General features: G+C 59.4%; 19 protein-coding genes. 9 read left to right on the forward strand and 10 right to left on the reverse strand.

What is annotated here, in order from left to right:
- Positions 1–27: 27 nt before the first annotated feature.
- The 4 genes from PSUM_RS00230 to pchA are packed head-to-tail and all read right to left on the reverse strand — an operon-like array spanning position 28 to position 4,186.
- Entirely contained in the window at positions 28–1,596 is a 1,569-nt protein-coding gene (locus tag PSUM_RS00230; protein WP_083348765.1) for an FAD-binding oxidoreductase, read from the reverse strand.
- 13 nt (positions 1,597–1,609) lie between these two features.
- Positions 1,610–2,302, reverse strand: coding sequence for a hypothetical protein (locus PSUM_RS00235; protein ID WP_020800236.1), 693 nt, complete (start codon positions 2,300–2,302; stop codon positions 1,610–1,612).
- Between the two features lie 10 nt (positions 2,303–2,312).
- Positions 2,313–2,648, reverse strand: a complete 336-nt coding sequence (locus PSUM_RS00240; RefSeq protein ID WP_020800235.1) for a c-type cytochrome — start codon at positions 2,646–2,648, stop codon at positions 2,313–2,315.
- Positions 2,649–2,701: 53 nt separating this feature from the next.
- On the reverse strand, positions 2,702–4,186 hold the full coding sequence (gene pchA / locus PSUM_RS00245; RefSeq protein WP_083348766.1) for a 4-hydroxybenzaldehyde dehydrogenase: 1,485 nt from the start codon (positions 4,184–4,186) through the stop codon (positions 2,702–2,704).
- Between the two features lie 404 nt (positions 4,187–4,590).
- On the opposite strand from pchA, the gene PSUM_RS00250 reads away from it, so the two are divergent.
- Complete coding sequence (locus PSUM_RS00250) at positions 4,591–6,378, forward strand: sigma 54-interacting transcriptional regulator (protein ID WP_428839161.1); 1,788 nt, start codon at positions 4,591–4,593, stop codon at positions 6,376–6,378.
- Between the two features lie 64 nt (positions 6,379–6,442).
- Here the strand turns inward: PSUM_RS00250 and PSUM_RS00255 are convergent, their stop codons facing one another.
- Together PSUM_RS00255 and PSUM_RS00260 are read right to left on the reverse strand one after the other, a co-directional pair.
- Positions 6,443–7,378, reverse strand: a complete 936-nt coding sequence (locus PSUM_RS00255; protein ID WP_033044443.1) for a SphA family protein — start codon at positions 7,376–7,378, stop codon at positions 6,443–6,445.
- A 201-nt stretch (positions 7,379–7,579) separates the two neighbouring features.
- Positions 7,580–8,464 (reverse strand): helix-turn-helix domain-containing protein, encoded by an 885-nt coding sequence (locus PSUM_RS00260; RefSeq protein ID WP_020800230.1) that lies wholly within the window; start codon positions 8,462–8,464, stop codon positions 7,580–7,582.
- Positions 8,465–8,667: 203 nt separating this feature from the next.
- Here PSUM_RS00260 and pobA point away from each other — a divergent pair, with 203 nt between their 5' ends.
- The gene (gene pobA, locus PSUM_RS00265; RefSeq protein WP_020800229.1) at positions 8,668–9,855 is read left to right on the forward strand and encodes a 4-hydroxybenzoate 3-monooxygenase; all 1,188 of its coding nucleotides are present in this window, start codon (positions 8,668–8,670) and stop codon (positions 9,853–9,855) included.
- Between the two features lie 125 nt (positions 9,856–9,980).
- Entirely contained in the window at positions 9,981–11,258 is a 1,278-nt protein-coding gene (locus PSUM_RS00270) for an OprD family porin (RefSeq protein ID WP_093935707.1), read from the forward strand.
- Positions 11,259–11,332: 74 nt separating this feature from the next.
- Here PSUM_RS00270 and PSUM_RS00275 read toward each other — a convergent pair whose 3' ends face one another.
- Positions 11,333–12,343: a helix-turn-helix transcriptional regulator gene (locus tag PSUM_RS00275; protein ID WP_231989907.1), complete on the reverse strand. Its 1,011-nt coding sequence runs from the start codon at positions 12,341–12,343 to the stop codon at positions 11,333–11,335.
- Between the two features lie 281 nt (positions 12,344–12,624).
- On the opposite strand from PSUM_RS00275, the gene PSUM_RS00280 reads away from it, so the two are divergent.
- Complete coding sequence (locus tag PSUM_RS00280; RefSeq protein WP_083348769.1) at positions 12,625–14,304, forward strand: arylsulfatase; 1,680 nt, start codon at positions 12,625–12,627, stop codon at positions 14,302–14,304.
- A 442-nt stretch (positions 14,305–14,746) separates the two neighbouring features.
- Here PSUM_RS00280 and PSUM_RS00285 read toward each other — a convergent pair whose 3' ends face one another.
- The gene (locus PSUM_RS00285; protein ID WP_033044641.1) at positions 14,747–14,950 is read right to left on the reverse strand and encodes a hypothetical protein; all 204 of its coding nucleotides are present in this window, start codon (positions 14,948–14,950) and stop codon (positions 14,747–14,749) included.
- A gap of 150 nt (positions 14,951–15,100) precedes the next feature.
- Between PSUM_RS00285 and PSUM_RS00290 the strand changes: the two genes are divergently transcribed.
- Positions 15,101–15,280, forward strand: a complete 180-nt coding sequence (locus PSUM_RS00290; protein WP_020800225.1) for a hypothetical protein — start codon at positions 15,101–15,103, stop codon at positions 15,278–15,280.
- A gap of 69 nt (positions 15,281–15,349) precedes the next feature.
- Here the strand turns inward: PSUM_RS00290 and PSUM_RS00295 are convergent, their stop codons facing one another.
- Together PSUM_RS00295 and PSUM_RS00300 are read right to left on the reverse strand one after the other, a co-directional pair.
- Positions 15,350–15,619, reverse strand: a complete 270-nt coding sequence (locus tag PSUM_RS00295) for a hypothetical protein (protein ID WP_033044639.1) — start codon at positions 15,617–15,619, stop codon at positions 15,350–15,352.
- 92 nt (positions 15,620–15,711) lie between these two features.
- Positions 15,712–16,446 (reverse strand): metallophosphoesterase, encoded by a 735-nt coding sequence (locus tag PSUM_RS00300; RefSeq protein WP_033044640.1) that lies wholly within the window; start codon positions 16,444–16,446, stop codon positions 15,712–15,714.
- Positions 16,447–16,611: 165 nt separating this feature from the next.
- On the opposite strand from PSUM_RS00300, the gene PSUM_RS00305 reads away from it, so the two are divergent.
- The 4 genes from PSUM_RS00305 to PSUM_RS00320 all read left to right on the forward strand — a co-directional run bounded on the left by PSUM_RS00305 (position 16,612) and on the right by PSUM_RS00320 (position 19,069).
- Complete coding sequence (locus tag PSUM_RS00305) at positions 16,612–17,082, forward strand: anti-virulence regulator CigR family protein (RefSeq protein WP_020800222.1); 471 nt, start codon at positions 16,612–16,614, stop codon at positions 17,080–17,082.
- Between the two features lie 93 nt (positions 17,083–17,175).
- Positions 17,176–17,682: a hypothetical protein gene (locus PSUM_RS31965; RefSeq protein WP_249030807.1), complete on the forward strand. Its 507-nt coding sequence runs from the start codon at positions 17,176–17,178 to the stop codon at positions 17,680–17,682.
- Positions 17,683–17,902: 220 nt separating this feature from the next.
- The gene (locus tag PSUM_RS00315; RefSeq protein ID WP_020800219.1) at positions 17,903–18,577 is read left to right on the forward strand and encodes an NADPH-dependent F420 reductase; all 675 of its coding nucleotides are present in this window, start codon (positions 17,903–17,905) and stop codon (positions 18,575–18,577) included.
- Positions 18,578–18,589: 12 nt separating this feature from the next.
- Positions 18,590–19,069, forward strand: coding sequence for a DUF6130 family protein (locus tag PSUM_RS00320; protein WP_033039422.1), 480 nt, complete (start codon positions 18,590–18,592; stop codon positions 19,067–19,069).
- Positions 19,070–19,074: the final 5 nt, after the last annotated feature.

Raw genomic sequence — 19,074 nt, forward strand, 5'->3', positions numbered from 1 at the left:
ACAGTCCTGGCGGAGCCGCAAGCGCAATCAGAATGGGTTGGCGAGGTCGATGCCCGACTTGCCCGGCGCCAGGATGTTGTTCGGGTCCAGTGCACGCTTGATGGCATGTTCAAGCTTGCGTTTGACCGGGCCGTAGCTCTGCGCGACTCGATCCTGGAAGGCGGTATTGACGCGGTAGACGGCGTAGCCTTCCTTCTCGAACACATCCAGCAACTCGGCGAAGCAGGCGTTCGCGCGCTGTGTCTCTTCAGGGTTGGTGCGGTCATATAAAACGTCGATGACGTGGTGCATGTCGCGCCAGCCGACGATGAACTCGCCGACGTAGTCCAGGCCGTGTTTGTTGAGGGTCTTCTTGGCCAGGGCCTGTTGTTTGTCGCACTCGCTGCCCCGGGCCTGGCTCACCGGTGCGAACCACATCGAGCCGCCGCCGCCACGCCAGTTGTACAGGCCGAATTCCTGCAGGTTAGGCACGCCGGACATCAATTGGGCGCGGTACTTGAACGGCTGGGTATCACCCGCTTCTTCCTGGGTGACGATCCGGCCTTTGCCCAGTTGCTTGAGGGCGCCGGTGACGATGTTCCAGTTGACGTCGACCTGCTCCTTGGTGCCATACAGCGCGGCGTAGACGTTCCAGGCGCCGAGGTTCTTGTCTTTCTGGATTTGCTTGAGGATCGCGTCGGGGGTCGCGCCCGGCTCGCTGGTGTAGTCGGAACGGCGGGTGTTGCAGGTGGAGGCTTCCCAGAGTACGCCAGCGATCACTACCGAATTGGGAATGACCTGGGCGATGCGCAACGGGCGGATGAATTCGACGATCTCGGCGATGTCCGATTCGTTCTCGAACTTGATCTCGAACGGTTTGAATACCGGAGGTTTTGGCATCAGCCAGAAGCCCATCTTCGTGCAGATGCCGTAGTTGGCCTGGGTGAACATGCCGTCCAGGGTCGGGCCATAGCCCCACTTGAATACCTGCCAGGCGTTGTCGCCTTTTACGCCGCCCATGCCGGTGCGGTACACATCGCCGTTGGCCAGCACAACCTCCATGCCGCACTGCATCAGGAAGTGTTCGCCGTAGGGTGTGTAACCCACGCCGCGATCCATGGTGTTGCCCAAGGGGCCGGCGATGGCCGACGGCGCGGAGAACGACAGCATCAAAGGCAGGTTGTGTTCCTGGATGTAGTCGTAGAGCTGCTGATAGGTCACGCCCGGCTCGACCAGGGCGGTACACAGTTCAGGGTCGACGTGGAGGATTTTGTTCATCTTCTTCAGGTCGAGAATGATCTGTCCGCGCTGGCCTGGTGCTGCCGAGCCGTAACCGAAGTTGCGACCGGTGGAGATGGTCCACACCGGGATCTTGTGTTCGTTGCAGATCTTCACCACGCCCTGCACCTGTTCGACGGTGGTGGCGGTGACGGCGGCAGATGGCGTGTGCTCGGCATTGTCCACGGCCATCATGATCTTGGCGTAGGGGATCAGTTGATCGTCTTTGACCAGGACGTTGTCATCGCCCAGCAGTTTGCGGAACTTGGCGATGGCTTGCTCGAAGTTTGCGCTGTCGACGCCGCGCGGGAGCAGGGTCTTGTTGTTTTGCTCAGTCATTTGATTAGCTCCTTCAAGCCTCGATCGAAAACGAAACGAAATTGCCGGTAAGCGGCACGGGTCGGCGGGCAATCAGTGGTGCCTGCCGGTCGCTGGTGGTGCCAAGGGCTGCAAGGGTGTAGCCCAGCGTGGCGGCCCATTGGTCTGAGCTGTCTCTGTTGCGGGCGGTGGCAGACGCTTGCAACGGCGCTTGCAGGCTGTGCATACGCTGTTCGGTCAGGCTGAAGCCGCTGCCACAGGCGTTCAGGCTCAGGCCCAGTTGGGGGGCGCAGCCGCTGGCGGCTTCGGCGCTGAGCAGACGGTGCTGTGAAGCGTGGGGCGTGGCGCGGTGCTGGCCGAGCCACTGCACGCGCGCGCCAGCGCTGCGTGCCAAGTCGACGATCAATGCGGCGCTGGCATCGTCGACCAGGCCGATGATGCGTTGCGGCTGGCCGCTGCGCAGGCGTTTTTCAAAACCCAGGATGAAGTCCAGGCTGAGGTCGGTACGCTGTACCTTGACCTGCTTGCCCCCCCGGCTGGCGTTGACGCCCTGGAGGAAGACCGACTCGGCCACCTCATTGTTGACCAGGACCAGGGTCGGCAAGACAGGCTGGGCTTGAGCGCCCAGAACACTACCGGCCATGCTCAGGCAGGAGCTGGTCACGGCTATGCCGGCCAGGCTGCTCAATGCCAAGCCCTTCAGTACCGTGCGACGTTCGACGTTCATGGCAGGCTCCTCAAGGCTTGGCCGCCGGGGCAGGCGTTTTGGAAATGTACTCGGCGACCTGTTGCAGCGAGTTATCGTCGATGAACGAGGCAGGGAAGGCCGGCATGGCACGAAATCCATTGCGCACAATTGCAGTGATGTACTGCGCTGGCAGCTGGCGGCCGGTGATTTGCGGGCCGACCTGTTTTTCGTGGCAGTGGCCGCACACCTTGGCATAGACGTTTTCCCCGCCTTTCCAGACGCCGTCGCCATCGGCGGCGGCGTTCCCAGCCAGCACGATCAAGGGCAGGGCAAGGCAGGCAGACAGGGTCCGTTTCACAGCTGAGCTGTTGAGGAGTGAAGACATTTCGTACTCCATTTTCTTATTGGCAGGTGGGTTCATGGGAGGCGTCATGCAGCTCAGAACGGATACGCCCTTGGCGCATGTTGCAAGGTGATCCAGTGGTCAGTGGTGAACTCGTCGATCGCCCAATCGCCGTTGAAGCGACCGAGCCCGGAGTTCTTCTCACCGCCGAACGGCGCGTTGGGTTCGTCATTGACCGGGATGTCGTTGACGTGGGTCATACCGGCGTGGATGCGTCGGGCGAACTGCACGCCGCGCTCCAGGCTGGAGGTGAATACGGCGCTGGAGAGTCCGTATTCGCTGCTGTTGGCCAGTTCCAGGGCATGCTCGGCGTCACGGGCAGACTGAATGCCGACCAGAGGGCCAAAGATTTCTTCATGGGCGATGTCCATGTCGGCGGTGACGTTGCCGAACACGTGCGGTGGCAGGACGTTGCCGTGGGCTTCACCGCCAACCAGCAGCGTGGCGCCTTCGGCTTGGGCCGTGGCGATCTTCTCTTGCAGGCCCGCCAGTTGCTTGCTGTTGATCACCGGGCCTATCACCGTTTCAGCTTTGTTCGGGTCGCCGTAGGGCAGCGCCTTGACTCGCTCGACGAATCGCCGGGTGAAGGTTTCCAGCAGCGGCTGTTCGACGATGATGCGGTTGATCGCCATGCAGATTTGCCCCTGGTGGAGGAATTTGCCCACCACGGCGGCACTGACGGCCTGTTCGACGTCGGCATCGGCCAGGACCACGAACGGACTGTTTCCACCCAGTTCCAGGGCAACGTGCTTCAGATGCTCACCGCCGCTGGCGATGCGGCCGATGTTGCGGCCGACCTGGGTCGATCCGGTGAAGGAGATGAACGCCGGGACCGGGTGCTCGACGAAGGCATCGCCGATTTCCGCGCCGGAACCGACGACGACACTGAGCACGCCAGATGGCAAGCCGGCTTCCTCGAAGATGCGCGCCAGCAACAGGCCGCCGGTGACGGGGGTGTCACTGGCCGGCTTGACCACTACGGCGTTGCCCAGCGCCAGGGCCGGTGCGAGGGAGCGTGCGGTCAGGTGCAAGGGGAAATTCCACGGGCTGATCACACCGATCACGCCCAGGGGGGTGCGGTAGACGCGGCTTTCCTTGCCAGGGATGTTGGAGGCAAGAATGCGCCCATGCACGCGGCTGGGCAGGCTGGCTGACTCCAGGGTGATAGCGCGCGCGGCGCCCCATTCGATCTGCGCCTTGATGCGCGTACTGCCGGACTCGCGGATGATCCAATCGATGATTTCTTCACGACGCTCGTCGAAGATTTTCACCGCGTTGAGCAGCACCTGGCCCCGTTCGGCCGGCCCTTTGGTGGCCCAATCGAGCTGGGTGACGCGCGCCTTGCGGTAGGCGGCATCGAGGTCTTCGCGATTGGCCTGGGTGATCTGCAGCAAGCGTGTCTGAGTGAAAGGGTCGAACACGTCCAACGTTCGACCGGCGCTGCCGGCGCGCCATTGTCCGGCGAGTGGCTGCAATTCAAGGTTCTGGTAGGCAGGGCGAACGAAAGGGGTAGTGGTCATGACGAGGTCACCTCTTTTTTTATTTATGTGCAGAGGTGCCTGTTAACATTTATCGTGCCATGTCTGTTTAATAGGTATATTTCCTTAATAAACAATAAGTTAAGTTGTACTGTGGTCACGCTGAATCCTGCCTGTGGCGCGGACTGGAAGGCAGTTGTGCGCAAATTTATGCAGAGAAAATCGCACGCTGTTGAAAGCTCGACGCCAGGTGAGCGTCATCAGAAACTGTGCGGTTATCGAGCAGGCGGACGACAAGGAGCAGTGGAGTCGATCGCAAGCGGATTGACCCCGCTGGAGGGCCGGGCATACTCACAGGTTACCTACCTGCCTCTTGTTGACTGCCCATGACTCGTACTACGCACACCAAGACTGGTCGCTCTGCCGGTGAGGATTTTCTCAAGCAGATGCTTGGCCGGCAGAAGCGCCTGATCGTCGACCGCGCCAGCCAGTTTGGCAGCAGCGGCTTTCCCACTGCTGAGCAGTTGGCGGAAACGGTGGCCTTCGCTCCTCAAGATGGCAGCGTGTGGTTGTGTGGCCAGCGCATGATGCTGCTGCAAGGTTCTGCGTTCGGGGCCATCCGCCGCGAGCTGATCGAGGCGCTGGGGTTCGACAAGGCACGTGGCCTGCTTACGCGGATCGGCTGGCAAGCCGGCGCGCGTGACGCTGCCCAGGTCAGCGAGCAATGGCCGGAGGGTGATGACACCAGCCTGTACAGCGCCGGACCACGGCTGCACATGCTCGAAGGCATGGTCAATGTCGAGGTGGTGCGTTTCGAAATCGACTCTGGCATTGGACACTTCTATTCCGAGTTCCTTTGGCACAACTCACTCGAAGACGACGAGCACATTGCAGCCTATGGCCTGGGCGGCGAACCGGCCTGCTGGATGGAGATCGGTTATGCCAGCGGGTACGCCTCGTCGTTGCTCGGCCGGCTGGTCGTCTTTCGCGAGCAGGAGTGCCGCTCGATGGGTCACCCGGCCTGCCGTATCGTTGGCAAACCGGCCGATCAGTGGGACGACATCGATGCCGACCTGGCCTATCTGGACCCGAGCGACTTCCTCAGTCGCAGCACCTACGCCTCGGGGACCGAGACCACCATTGCCGAGCTGGAGGAGCCGGCCGATGGCAAACCGCTGGTGGGCATTTCGGCGGCGTTCGTGGTTGCCACTCAATTGCTGCAAAGGGTCGCACCGACTCAGGCGACGGTGTTGTTGACCGGGGAATCAGGGGTCGGCAAAGAGTTGTTCGCCCGCTCGCTGTACCAATCCAGTTCGAGGCAGCACAAGCCGCTGGTGGCGCTCAACTGCGCGACCTTGCCGGAAAACCTGGTGGAGGCCGAACTGTTCGGGGTCGAGCGTGGTGCCTTTACCGGTGCTGAGCGTTCGCGTCCCGGTCGTTTCGAACGGGCCCATGGCGGGACGCTGTTCCTCGACGAAATAGCGACGTTGAGCTTCAGTGCGCAGAGCAAGATTTTGCGTGCCTTGCAGGAAGGTGAAATCGAGCGCGTCGGTGGCACGGCGCCGATCCGGGTGGATGTACGGGTCATCGCCGCGACTAACCTGGATCTGCGTCGCGAGGTTGAGGCGGGACGTTTTCGTGAAGACTTGTTTTACCGACTGAATGTGTTCCCTATTCATCTGCCACCGTTGCGCGAGCGCCGCGAAGATATCCCGCTGCTGATGAGCTACTTCCTGCGTCATTTCAGCCAGCGTCACGGACGTCGGCTGGCGGGCTTCAGCACCAGACTGGTCAACGCACTGCTGACTTATCGGTTTCCCGGCAATATTCGTGAACTGCAGAACCTGATCGAGCGTGGCGTGATATCCGCCGGTGATGGCGAGGTCATTGATATCGTGCATCTGGCCGAGATTGGCGCGCCGTTGATGGCAATGGCCATCGGCCTGACGCCAGAGGGGCGCTTGTCGGCTGGCGAGCGCCGTGATGAGGGGGCCGGCAAGGCAGGGTCACCCATCGAAGAGGGCGGTACCACAGACGCACTTCGCGAGCCGGTATTGGAAGGCCTGCAGGCCTTCGTTTCCGGGAGCCAACGGGTGCTCAATACACCCCTGGCAGAAATCGAATTGCACCTGGTGCGCCTGGCCATGGAACGCTCCGGTGGCAACATCACGGCGGCGGCGCAGATGCTTGGCATGAGTCGCGCCCAGGTCAGCTATCGCCTCAAGGGAAGCTAGCGCCGGGTTGAACCCAATGCCCCGAGGCTCGATGCTCACGGGGCATTTTTGTTGGCGACAGGGCTCAGAGCGGGACAGTGAACTTCAGCCAATAGGCCTGGCCATCGGTACGGTTGCGAACACCGGATTCATCTTGCCATTTGGCGCTGAGGAACCAGCCGTCCCGGCTGGCGTATTGCACCGCCGGGCCGATGGAGAAGGAGCTGCCACGGTTGCCATCGGCGGCATCGACCTGGGCTGCGGCGGCGCAGTTGGAAGCGCTGCACTGGTCATCGCTCACCTGCTTGTAAGCGTGGCCACCGACGCCGAGGACCCAGCCATTGCCCAAACCCCAGCCAAGGGTATAGTCGGCGTGCAGTTCGCGGCCGGACTGATAGTGGGTGTCCTGATTTTCGAAGTTGTAATCGTACATCAGGCGTACATCGGCGTTGAAACCCTTGGGGTCCATGTAGGTCATGGCATACACCGCTTGTGCGGTGTAATAGTTGGTGCCGAGGTTAATCAGGTCGTTCTTGTCATATTCGCTGGCGGTGGGCAGAACGAAGTCGATACCCACTGCGGTGTGGAACTTGTCACTGTGGTGGAACCCGACCACCGGGCCGAGGTGAGCGTCGCCGATGCCGCGCTTGTGGTCGTGCGGGCCGTTCTTGATGTTCAGCCGCATGTCATTGAGCGGTAGCAAAGCGTGGAAACCCAGGCTGCCACCCAAGACCTGCTGTTCGGTGACCCAGATGAACCGAGGCACAATGGTGGTGACGCGCAGGTCGATGTCGGCCACCTTGTCGCCCGCGTTGTCACGAAGGGTATCGGCCAGGTAGTCGCCGACGAAAACCTGACCGTAGGTGCCAGGCGGCGGCAGGATACCCATGCCGTAGATTTCAATGCCCAATGGCCAGGACGACACACCGCCTTCGGTAGCCTGGGCCAGTGAGGCGCTGCCGGCCAACAACAGGGCTGCGCTGAGCGAAAGGGGCGTGCAGCGGGGGAGTCTGTGATGCATGGGAGGACAACCTTATTGTTATGAGTGGTGGACCGCAGTTGTTGCCTGCGCAAGGTTGTCCTACTCAACTATTGTGCCAGCTTGGATTTTATTATTATTCCTTTTAAATCAATAAGATGGATTATCCCTGCTAATGGTTGCAGCGACCTGTGACGCTTCTTGTTAAGAAAATTCGACTGAGTGCGCAAAGTTCGTGACGGTTCACGCGCCGCTTTGCTCGACGCCGTGGCGGAAGGCATTCGGTGTCTGGCCAGCGAGACGGCGAAAGAAGCGTGAAAAATAGGTCGGGTCACTGAAGCCCAGGCTGTCGGACAACTGGTTGATGCTCATGTTGGTGTAAGTCAGATTACGCTTGGCTTCCAGCAGCAGGCGCTGGTGAATGATCTGCAGCGCGGTTTGCCCGGCCAGTTCGCGGCACAGGGTGTTCAGGTGCACGCTGGAGAGACCGATGCGCTGGGCGAACACCTCCACCGACAGATGCTCGCGGTAGTGCTGCTCTACCAACTTGATGAAGCGGCTGAGCAAGTGCTGGTCGCGTTCGCCACGATTGCTTGGCGGCGTGCTGAGTTGACTGTGGCGGCTGGTCCAGACCATCAGCACACTGACCAATGAGTGCATCAGCACGTCGCGCGCCGGTGCGCTGCTTTCGTATTCCTCCAGCAGGGCGGCAAACAGAGTGTTGATATAGCGACGATCGCGCCCAACCGGGTAGCACCCGCAAGACGCCAGGACGGTCAACGGCGCGCCCAATTGCGACTCCAGTTTGGCCACCAGTGGCGCGCCGAGGGTGAGCACATAACCCTCGATTTTTTCCGAGAACTGAAAACCATGCACGGTCAGCGGCGGAATGACCTGGATGGCCGCTTCCAACACGTCACTACGCTTGCCCTCGATCTCGACCACTGCCTGGCCGCGTTGCACATAGAGCAACTGGAACAGGTCGGCATGACGGTGCGGCTTGATCTCCCAATGGTGCAGGCTGCTGCGTTTGGGTATGGATTCACAGTGCAGCAAGTCCGGGGTGGACCACGCCTTGTTTTCACCATACAGCTTGAACACCGGGATGTTATTGACACTTTTTTTCATCGTGTTCGGCACCCTTGAGGACGGAAACGTACAGTGTGTGTGGTCGTTCGATAATCGAACCAAATTTGTAAAAGTGCAATTTTACCCTGAAAAATCACCTTTTATTGCAAGTTTCATCAGTAAAAATGCAGGAGGTAAATAAAACAAAATAATCCGGCCGCCATCTGCAAACGGTTGGAAATCGCATATCAGAGATTAAAATAATGAAAACTCAGGTTGCTATTATCGGCGCTGGTCCTTCCGGACTCCTGCTCGGCCAATTACTGCATAACGCCGGCATCGACAACGTCATCGTCGAACGCCAGACACCGGACTACGTCCTCAGCCGAATTCGTGCCGGGGTGCTGGAGCAAGGCACCGTCGACCTGCTGCGCGAAGCAGGTGTATCCGAACGCATGGATGCCGAAGGCCTGGTCCACGAGGGCGTCGAGTTGCTGGTGGCCGGCAAGCGTATTCATGTCGATCTCAAGACACTGACCGGTGGCAAGACTGTCATGGTCTATGGGCAGACCGAAGTCACGCGCGATCTGATGGAGGCCCGCAGCGCCCTGGGTGCCCCGATCATCTATTCGGTCGAAAACGTGCAGCCCCACGACATGAAGGGCGACAGCCCCTACGTCACCTACGAGAAAGATGGCCAAACCCACCGAATCGACTGCGATTACATCGCCGGGTGCGACGGCTTCCACGGGGTCGCCCGCAAGAGCATTCCTGACGAAGTGCTTACCCACTACGAGCGCGTATATCCTTTCGGCTGGCTGGGACTGCTATCCGACACGCCACCGGTCAACCACGAGTTGATCTACGCCCACCACGACCGGGGTTTCGTGTTGTGCAGTCAACGCTCGCTGACCCGCAGCCGTTACTACCTGCAAGTGCCGCTAACCGACAAGGTCGAAGAATGGTCCGATGAGCGTTTCTGGGGTGAACTCAAGGCACGTCTGCCACACGAGGTGGCGGACAAGCTGGTGACCGGCCCTTCGCTGGAGAAGAGCATCGCGCCGCTGCGCAGCTACGTGGTCGAGCCGATGCAGTACGGCAAGTTGTTCCTGCTCGGCGACGCTGCCCACATCGTGCCGCCAACCGGTGCCAAGGGCTTGAACCTGGCCGCCTCGGACGTGTGCTACCTGTATCGCATCCTGGTCAAGGTGTATCGGGAGGGGCGTACCGACCTGCTGGAAAAATACTCCGAAGTGGCACTGCGCCGTGTCTGGAAGGGCGAGCGTTTCAGCTGGTTCATGACCAACCTGTTGCACGACTTCGGCGAGCACAAGGACGCGTGGGACCAGAAGATGCAGCAGGCCGACCGCGAGTATTTCTTCAACTCCCACGCAGGGTTGGTCAACATTGCCGAAAACTACGTGGGGCTGCCCTACGAAGCTATCGAGTAGAACGCCTGCAATACCTGCGCTGCGCAGCTAGTCGTCACGCGCAGACGATAACGGCCTGTGGGCTGACTGCGGATACTGAACCTCTACAACAACAATAAAAATGTGTAGAGGTGTCCATGAATCCTATGCACGCGGCTGTGCCGCGGTCCGCTTACTCTGCTGCAAAAAACCTGAAGGCCATGGGGCTGATCGGCGTGATGATGCCGTTGGCTGCGCAAGCTGACTTTGTCGAAGACAGCCAGATGAACCTGGGATTGCGCAACTTTTATGTCGACCGCGACTTCAAGGGCGACAACCCGAGAACCTCGCGCGATGGCAGTTGGAGCCAGGGCTTTGACCTGCGCTTTACCTCCGGTTACACCCAGGGGCCGCTGGCGTTCGGTCTCGATGCGGCCGCGCAATACGCCTATCGCCTTGACGGTGGCGGCGGTCGTGGCCCGGACAGTGTCTTGCCCTATAGCCAAAGCAGCCGGGAGCAGGCCAAGGATTACGGCCGGGCGGCACTGACCGGCAAAGTTCGCTTTTCGAAGACCGAGCTGAAAGTCGGTGAACATCGGCCGACGTTGCCGGTGGCCTTCCAGGACGACTCACGGCAGTTGGTGACGACCTTCCATGGCGTACTGGTCAAGTCCAACGAGATAGACAACCTGACCCTGACTGGCGGGCGATTCACCGAGATCAGCAGCCGTGAATCCTCCAACAGGGAAAAGATGTACCTGTTCACCAAACCTGGCGGGCCGCGCTACACCAGCGACGGACTGGACTTTGCCGGTGCCACCTACGCCTTCGGTCCCAACCTTTCGGCCAGCTACTTTTACGGGCAGTTGGAGGACATTTACCGGCAGCATTACCTGGGCCTGACGCTCAACTCGGACCTGGGTGGCGGCTATCGCCTGAAGACCGATTTGCGCTACTTCAACAACAAGGAAGCGGGTCAGGCCCTGTACGGCGAAATCGACAACCACTCCTATGGCGCCATGATTACCTTGAGGAAGGGTGGGCACGGTGTTGGCGTGGGTTATCAACGCATGTTGGGTGACAGCACGTTCCCGACCCTGAATGGCTTCGCGCCGCAACCTTATCTGGTGAACTGGTCGGCCGTGGCCTTCATCAAACCCAACGAGAGTTCCTGGCAGGCGCGATACGACTATGATTTCGCGGCCATGGGCGTGCCCGGCTTGACCTTGACCACCCGTTACCTGCGCGGCACGGGCATCGATCGCGGTGGTGACCTCAGCGACAGCGCTGAAAGCGAGCGGGATCTGTTTCTGGCGTATGTGATCCAGGGTGGGCCCTTGAAGAATGTGGGCATGGAATGGCGGAACATCAACGCCCAGTTCAAGCATGGCAATGACTATGATGAAAACCGAGTGATGACCACCTATACCTGGAAATTCTGGTAGGTCATGGTGACGGTCGCTCTGCCTGGAGCGACCTGGCCGCCATGACTACGTATGGACGCAGTCGACGTAAAACCTCAAGCCGGCCTGGCCAGTGTTTGCGATGGCAACTCACCAAAGGCCTGCTTGTAGGCCGCGGTGAAGTGGCTGGGTTGCGCAAAACCCCAGTGAAACGCCAGCGCCGATAACTGCAGGTCTCCAGGTTGGTGCCTCAGCAGTATTTTGCGTATCGCCTGTAGCCGGCAACTCTGGATATAGCGTTGCGGGCTGGTGCCCAGGCCATTGCGAAACGCCTGTTCCAGGCTGCGTCGGCTGGTACCGCTGATGGCTACCAGCTGCGTGATGTCCAGCGGCTGGTCGAGATGGGCATGAATAAAATCGACCACCCGTTTCACGGTGCCCGGCAACAGGCGACGTTGTGGCTCCGTATGCAAGCTGGGGATCAGTTGCAGCAGGTTCTCGCAAAACAGGTGCTGCACATGAGACTGGCTGGTTGGGTTGGCCAGCAACCCCGAGGTGTTGCCGGTTTCGCTGTCCACCAGGCGCAGCAAGCTGCCAAGGCTCTGCAGGGCACGATGGTTGCTATCGAACAACAGTGTCCGGGTCGGGAGCCGCAGCTCGTGGGTCTGATGGTGGCGCTCCAGGTGATCGAGCAGTAATGCAGCATCCAGGGCAATGACGATCGCCTTGGCCCCCTCATGCCAGATGACATCCACCTCATGCCCAGGGCTGAATACCAGAAGCTCTCCGCCATTGGCTTGCAGGCCGTCGGGACGACTGCTGATGGTACCTTGCAAGGGTAAAATCCCGTGCCAGCTGTTCAAGGGGCTAGAGCTCACGCGGACTTCACCGCCCCATTGCGCCCCGAACAACTTCATCTGCGGCAAGGACTGCAAGGTGAAAGCAATGTCCAGGGTTCCTCGTCTTCCGAGGCTGATCCGACGTTCTTCAAGATGGTTGTTGAGCAGCGCCTCGGCATCTTCGATATTGCGCGAGCGCAGTATCGGCTCCGCTGCAAACGGAATATTCCTGGCAGGGCAGGCCTCGCTCCTTGAAGGAGGCGGGCCGCTGATAGAGGGCGTATTCATCAGCGTAACCTTTATTCTTGTTTGTCCGGGTTGCCCCGTCTGGTTAATGAGTGCTGTATCAACGGTGCCGTTGTTGCGGTACATGGACAACAGGCTCGACAGCGGGTGTCCCGTGCCCCCGCCAATGCAGGGATGATGAACGACGGCTGACCGGTTCCCCAGCTGTCGGGGCAAATAACGACGCGGCTGGATAAGCGCTTGCGCAACCGCGTTAGCGGCCCGCGTCGGGCCCTCTGCATACTGCTGGCTCAGCCAATAATAACAACTGAGGAACCGCGCGTATGAGCTGGATGACCCATCTGATGCTTGTCCTGATGGTTGCCGTTTGCAGCCCCGCAGCCATGGCCGCAGACGAGCGCCCGAACTTCCTGATAATTGTCGCCGATGACCTGGGTTACAGCGACCTGGGCAGTTTCGGCGGTGAAATCAGCACCCCGAGCCTCGACTCGCTTGCCCGGGACGGTGTGCGCCTGGGCAACTTCCATACGGCCCCCACCTGTTCGCCGACTCGGGCGATGATGCTCTCCGGTGCCGACAGCCACGTGGCTGGCCTGGGCAACATGGGCGAGCTGCTTCAGCCGTTCCAGCAAGGCAGGCCTGGTTACGAAGGTTACTTGAACGAACGCATGGTCACGGTCGGACAAGTGCTTCAGGACGCGGGCTACAACACTTATACCACCGGTAAGTGGCACCTGGGTCGCACCGAAGAAACCAGCCCGAAGGCACGTGGTTTTGACCGCTCCTTCATACTGGTACAAGGCGGCGCCAGTCATTTCGATGACCAGCACGCCATCATCGCGAAAGACCCGAAAGCGATTTATCGCGAAGACGGCAAACAGGTGGAAGTGCCCAAGGGGTTCTATTCCAGTGAGTTCTACACCAATCGGCTGATTGACTACATCGAAGCCGACAAAGCCAGCAACAAGCCGTTCATGGCCGTCTTGTCGTATACCGCCCCGCATTGGCCGCTGCATGCTCCGGATGACTGGCTGGATAAATACAAGGGCCGATACGACGCAGGCTATGAACCGATCCGCCAGGCACGCCTGGAGCGCCAGAAACAGCTGGGCATCGTCGCGGCGGATACGACGCCCAACACACCCATGGCCAAGGGTCTTCCAAACTGGAGCCAGTTGAGCGATGAGCAGCGAAAGCGTGAGGCGCGCAACATGGAGATCTATGCGGCGATGGTGTCCAACATGGACTATCACATCGGTCGACTGCTCCAGTACCTGGAGAAAACCGGCAAGCTGGATAACACCTTCATTGTGTTTATCTCCGACAACGGTGCCGACGGCAACAGCCCGCTTGACCTGCCAGGCAACAAGGAGTGGTTCGCCAGCGAGTTCGATAACAGCCTGAAGAATCTCGGTCACAAAGGCTCGTATGCCGACTATGGTGCTCAGTGGGCCCAGGTCAGTTCCACTCCGTACCCACTGTTCAAGGGCTTCACCAACGAGGGCGGAATTCGTGCGCCGGCGATCATCAGCGCGAAAATGCTGAAAAAGGCCCACCTGCAAGGCACCGTCAATAAAGACATGGTCCATGTGATGGACCTGATGCCGACCTTGCTGGACCTCGCCGGCGTACCGGCACTGGGCAAAACATTCCACGGCCGTCCGGTGCAAACCATCAGTGGCAAGAGCATGCGCCCGTTGCTGGAAGGGCAAGCGATGGCCGAACGTCAGATTGGCTGGGAATTGTTCGGCCGCAAGGCGCTGCGCAAGGGCGATTGGAAAATCACCCTGGTCAACCCACCCTACGGCACCGCCAACTGGCAGCTGTACAACCTCAAGGCCGACCCTACCGAAAGCCGCGACCTGTCCCAGGCCGAGCCGGCAAAAATGAAGGAAATGTTGGTCGCGTGGGACCAGTACGCGAAGGAAAACAACGTGCTCGATGGCAAGTTCGACCTCAAGTATGGGTTCGAGACGTGCCTCTATGAATATTGTTTCAAGTAAGCGGGTGCCCTGAAACCCGCTATGTGAGCGGCGACAACGTGAAACTGAACAATGGCAATACCGGCAAGTAGTGGGAGCGCAATGGCGAAATCAAATAGGAGAAAATCAAAAGCCAGAGCGAGGCGGCCTGACAGTCGACCTGATTGCAGGTCTGTCCGGGATCTGATCGTTCCCACGCTCGGCGTGGGAATGCCGCCGGGGACGATCCGCGTTCCGCTGACGACGCATGACATGAGCCATGCGCAACGGTGACGCGGAGCGTCACAGGATGCGTTCCCACGCAAAGCGTGGGAACGATCATCTCACCGCAGAAGAAAAAGCTCGACACTGGGTCGGGCTTTCCAATCACGTGGCCAAATCCCTTTGGCTGACTGCAGTGTGCTTGCCAAGTGTTACGAAGGCGTGACGGGAGTGTGCCCATCACGTGAAGCCCGGCATTCTCTCAATGGAGCGTCTTTCGACTCTCTCCAATCCTGATCCGGTCAAGCGCCCGGTTTAAGGCGTCCAGGGCATCGAGAAGGGCTTTGGCCTCAGCTTCCCGGCCATCTCCCCATAGTCGTTCAGCCATTTTGTTCAGGGCCTGGATAGATCGTTCAATGTCCGCAGCGGTTGCTGGAGGGGTGTTTGTCTGCTGCTTCTTTGACATGCTCAACATTTCTGAAGTGATGGAGTAACAGTGCGCAATCAACCTGACAAATACAAGTGAGCAATGGTTGGCGATCATCGAACGCGCCGTTACAAGCGCCGCTGCAGTTACAGTACCCTATGCGCAGTTCAGCCAATGCAGGAAATGTAGATGAGCGATGAGATTGATATTCCAGAACCCGAGCACGACCATCTGCTCGATCATGAATTCCACGATGAAGAAGCATGGGTTGAACAAGACGCTCAAGGCATTCTTGACGATGAAGAAGATGAAGACGAAGAGGATGATGACCTTGATTATCTAGATCAGATAGATCAAGAAGACGACTGATCATGGCAGGTAAATACGAGAAAAAAGAAAGCCCGCACTGAGCGGGCAACTGGAATGAACCTGACAGATTCAGGCACCTGATTCAGGGTCACTCGCGGGTAAGCCGCGAGCCTCCTGGTCATTTTCGTCCTGAGCGCTTGTGCCTGCTTGCGGATGCTCGCTCGACACCGAGTTATTGGCCGCCACATCTGTCATATCGTCATCGACAGGCGCTTCATCGTTCGGCGGCAGCGGCACCTGCGGCTGATCTTTGCGGGGATCGTGGCCGGTTTCGTTGTCCGTTGTTCGCGTTACGTCCTGCTGTGACATGTTGCCAACTGCATTTTCGTCAATGTCCATGCTGGCTCTCCGTTCTGAGGCGCGGGATGTCCGTGCTTTTACATGAGAGACAGCGGCGCATCGTGAGTGCCGGGCTTTGGACGAACGGCGCGTCAGGCCTGGTCGAAACCGGGTTCCGGATCGATTGGCGGGATGCACTGCAAGGTGGTGAGATCCAGCAGTGTGAAATAACCGTCCAGCCAGCCCGCGGTGTCTACGTGGTACACATTGCCCAGCACCGCAGGCTGCCTGAGTGGCGTATGGCCAACCACCAGGGCGCGAAGTCCATGGACGCCGCGGGTATCGCCCGCCTGAATCCGGGTTCGTGACCACATGCAGCGCAGCAGTACGGCTCGCAGTTGCTTGTCACTTTCAGGCGATTGCAGTTCGGCGCGAAGTTGGTCCCATGAGGACACTGGGCAATCGGCGTGAATAATCCCGACCAATCCGCCAGGCGTCTCTATCTCGATAGCAATCGGTAGTTCGGCGAACTGCAGCGCGAACGCTTGCTGCTCAGGTGGCGATAAACCGGTGAACCATGAGCCGCCATTGCAGATCCAGCTAAAGACGTCACACGTATCGAAGTGAACCACGAAGTCGTCATGGTTGCCGCGCACGGGGTGAAACCATGGCTTGGCCAGCCAGTCCAGTGCGTCCCGGCATTCAGGTCCACGATCAATCAGGTCTCCGACGCTGAACAGGCGGTCGACAACAGGATCGAAACCAGCCGCTTCCAGCGCGGCTTGCAATCGGCTGAAGTGCCCGTGAATGTCACCTGCCGCGAAATCCCGACCCGCAGTGTTTGCAGCAAAGCGCTGGATGCGCGGCACCTCGATGGTTGTGGTCATGGGGTACTCCGGTACGGCAGGACGTGTTGCTTTGTTGCTGGTCGATCACCGCTTAAGCATGCGCCAGGGTTGTGGGCCGTGTCACAACCGTTTGTTTAAAATTTGGCATGGCTTCGCCGCGAAGCGTATACATTCCAGGGGTACTTCCTTTCTGAGAGAACGGATATGTTCAGATATCGCTCGTTTGTTGCCGCTATTGCCTGTGTTGCATTGGTTTGTGCCTCGACGCTGGCATTGGCCGATCCTGGGAATGGCAAGGGGCAAGGAAACGCAAAGGGCAATTCGCAAGACAGCCAGGAGCATGGCAACCAGGGCAACCAGGGCAACAAGGGAAAGCATTCAGGCGGCGGTGATTGGGATAATGGCCCAAGCATCAATCGGGGAAGCGTTCTTGGCATTGTGGACGGGTATCGGGACTACTGGGCCCCTGGACCTGCGTTACCACCCGGCATTCAAAAGAACCTCGCCCGCGGTAAACCGCTTCCGCCGGGGATTGCCAAGAAGCTCGATGGCCGGCTGATCGGCAGGCTGCCGCATTATGACGGGTATGAATGGCAGCAGGCGGGCACCGACTTGATACTGGTGGCGATCGCTACCGGTCTGATCTATGAAGTGCTTAACGGCGCTTTCGATTGATTCTTGCTGGCGCCTCCGTCCGTCGCGGGACTTGAACTGTCAGGGGGTTTACGCGTCATAAAATACGCGTAATCAACCCTCACGGAAGCAATCATGCTTTTAAAAAACAAGAGTCTCGTTGCTGTAATGTCATGCGCCCTGATGCTTGCAGCCGCCCCGTTACTCCCTGCTGACCTGTCCATCATGAACGCCGCCTATGCGAAAGAAGGTGGTGGTGGTGGTGGTGGTGGTGGTGGTGGTGGTGGTGGTGGTGGCCACGGCGGCGGAAATGGTGGCGGAAACGGCGGTGGCCATGGCGGTGGTAATGGCGGCGGTAACGGTGCCGGCCACAGTGGTTCGGGTCATTCCGGCAGTAACGGCCACGGCAAGGGGTTGAGCAGTGATCATGCGGGCAAGGCCGTTCGCGACCACGGCATCAGTGGCAATCATTACGGCAGTGATCGTAATAGTGACAAGGGTCACGGCACCACGACTTCAGGCATCGCACACTCCAAAGATACGCGCGGCTTGGACAAGGCCAGGGCCATTTCGGAATCGACGCCGGGCGATCACAACTCGAAGGGACTGAGTAAAGCCGGCGCGCCAAAAAAATCCCACTGAGCAGAAACTGCCAGGCAAGCGACTTTCTAGCGGCCAGGCTTCTACATAAAAATCCCGGAGACGTCTGTTTCCGGGATTTTTTTTGTACTGCAGGTCGGTAAGCGTTTTACCCAGCGCTCTCGAGGATCAGCAATAACAATAATCAGCTAGTCTTCAACATGGTGTTGCAGGCGCTTTCCGTGTGGAGAGGAGACTGCTTTCCATCGCAGGAGCACAGCGTATGTCCAGAATTTTCTTTTTGATGTTCGCCGGCATGGTCATGTGCGTCAGCCAGGCTATGGCGGACCCCCTGAAGATCGGCGTCATCGGTTCCGGTAACGTTGGCGGTACGCTGGGTACGCTCTGGGTAAAGGCCGGGCACTCGGTCATGTTTTCCTCGCGCCACCCCGAGGAGCTGACGGATCTGGTCAATAGCGCTGGCCCAAACGCTCAGGCGGGCTCGGTGAGCGATGCCGCCACATGGGGCGATGTGATCGTGTTGAGTGTTCCCTATGGCGCGATGCCAGAGCTGTCCGAAAAGGTCCAGGGCAAGCTGGACGGCAAGGTAGTGTTGAGCACCAGCAACCCGTTCGGCGGCCGTGACGCAGAGGTCGGGCGCAAGGCGCTGGAGATGGGTGTCGCCTCGGCGGACCAGCAATATCTGCCCGGAATACACCTGGTGCGTGCGTTCAACGCCATAGGCTATGCATCGATGAAAGACCAGTCGGGCAAAGACAAGGCGATTGCAGTATTCGCCGACGACGCCCAGGCCCGGGACATGGGTGCCCGGTTGGTGCGCGACGCCGGTTTTTTACCGGTTATTTTCCCGCTGGCGCGAGCCAATGAAGGGTTGCCGGGCGGCCCGCTCAGCGGCCTTTGGAACGAAGCCGAACTCAAGCGCAAAGTCGGTCTTTAGGAGAAATCCACCATGGCTTCCGCAAATCTGTTGGCCATTGCCTGGAGTGTGTTGTCTTGCACGGCAGCGTTCGGTCAAGGGGCGGCCGACACCGATCACCCACCGGCAATATTGCCATTGGAATCCGAGACGACGCCAAGGCTCATTGCCTATCCGCCGCTCGCCGAGCCGCTCGCCCGCGGGGTCGTCATCATCCAGTATCGAACAGAGCACGCCAGGATCATGCCAGTATTCGGTAAGGCGGCCGCCGATGTATCCCCACGACTGGGCCACCTTCACGTGACTGTCGACGACTGGAAAGGTACATGGGCGCACACCAGTGAAGATCCGATCATCCTGGTCGGACTGACCCCCGGCGCCCACAAGGTTCTGCTTGAAGTAGCCGACCCGACGCACAGGATCCTCACCCATACGACAGTGAGTTTCACTGTTCCGCCGAAGGGGCCATCCGTCGCCCCTCACACTGGCGCAGGTCCCGCGGTAAAACCGTAACTGTT

This window comes from Pseudomonas umsongensis, assembly GCF_002236105.1.
Taxonomy (GTDB): domain Bacteria; phylum Pseudomonadota; class Gammaproteobacteria; order Pseudomonadales; family Pseudomonadaceae; genus Aquipseudomonas; species Aquipseudomonas umsongensis.

What these genes read in the sequence shown, in the direction of transcription:
- PSUM_RS00260 (WP_020800230.1), bottom strand. Translation starts at nt 8,464, where the DNA reads ATGAAAAAAAGTGTCAATAACATCCCGGTGTTCAAGCTGTATGGTGAA.
- PSUM_RS00235 (WP_020800236.1), bottom strand. Translation starts at nt 2,302, where the DNA reads ATGAACGTCGAACGTCGCACGGTACTGAAGGGCTTGGCATTGAGCAGC.
- PSUM_RS00305 (WP_020800222.1), top strand. Translation starts at nt 16,612, where the DNA reads ATGTTCAGATATCGCTCGTTTGTTGCCGCTATTGCCTGTGTTGCATTG.
- PSUM_RS00250 (WP_428839161.1), top strand. Translation starts at nt 4,591, where the DNA reads ATGCTTGGCCGGCAGAAGCGCCTGATCGTCGACCGCGCCAGCCAGTTT.
- PSUM_RS00230 (WP_083348765.1), bottom strand. Translation starts at nt 1,596, where the DNA reads ATGACTGAGCAAAACAACAAGACCCTGCTCCCGCGCGGCGTCGACAGC.
- PSUM_RS31965 (WP_249030807.1), top strand. Translation starts at nt 17,176, where the DNA reads ATGCTTTTAAAAAACAAGAGTCTCGTTGCTGTAATGTCATGCGCCCTG.
- PSUM_RS00285 (WP_033044641.1), bottom strand. Translation starts at nt 14,950, where the DNA reads ATGTCAAAGAAGCAGCAGACAAACACCCCTCCAGCAACCGCTGCGGAC.
- PSUM_RS00270 (WP_093935707.1), top strand. Translation starts at nt 9,981, where the DNA reads ATGCACGCGGCTGTGCCGCGGTCCGCTTACTCTGCTGCAAAAAACCTG.
- PSUM_RS00295 (WP_033044639.1), bottom strand. Translation starts at nt 15,619, where the DNA reads ATGGACATTGACGAAAATGCAGTTGGCAACATGTCACAGCAGGACGTA.
- PSUM_RS00320 (WP_033039422.1), top strand. Translation starts at nt 18,590, where the DNA reads ATGGCTTCCGCAAATCTGTTGGCCATTGCCTGGAGTGTGTTGTCTTGC.
- pchA (WP_083348766.1), bottom strand. Translation starts at nt 4,186, where the DNA reads ATGACCACTACCCCTTTCGTTCGCCCTGCCTACCAGAACCTTGAATTG.
- PSUM_RS00280 (WP_083348769.1), top strand. Translation starts at nt 12,625, where the DNA reads ATGAGCTGGATGACCCATCTGATGCTTGTCCTGATGGTTGCCGTTTGC.
- PSUM_RS00275 (WP_231989907.1), bottom strand. Translation starts at nt 12,343, where the DNA reads ATGAATACGCCCTCTATCAGCGGCCCGCCTCCTTCAAGGAGCGAGGCC.
- PSUM_RS00300 (WP_033044640.1), bottom strand. Translation starts at nt 16,446, where the DNA reads ATGACCACAACCATCGAGGTGCCGCGCATCCAGCGCTTTGCTGCAAAC.
- PSUM_RS00240 (WP_020800235.1), bottom strand. Translation starts at nt 2,648, where the DNA reads ATGTCTTCACTCCTCAACAGCTCAGCTGTGAAACGGACCCTGTCTGCC.
- PSUM_RS00255 (WP_033044443.1), bottom strand. Translation starts at nt 7,378, where the DNA reads ATGCATCACAGACTCCCCCGCTGCACGCCCCTTTCGCTCAGCGCAGCC.
- pobA (WP_020800229.1), top strand. Translation starts at nt 8,668, where the DNA reads ATGAAAACTCAGGTTGCTATTATCGGCGCTGGTCCTTCCGGACTCCTG.
- PSUM_RS00290 (WP_020800225.1), top strand. Translation starts at nt 15,101, where the DNA reads ATGAGCGATGAGATTGATATTCCAGAACCCGAGCACGACCATCTGCTC.
- PSUM_RS00315 (WP_020800219.1), top strand. Translation starts at nt 17,903, where the DNA reads ATGTCCAGAATTTTCTTTTTGATGTTCGCCGGCATGGTCATGTGCGTC.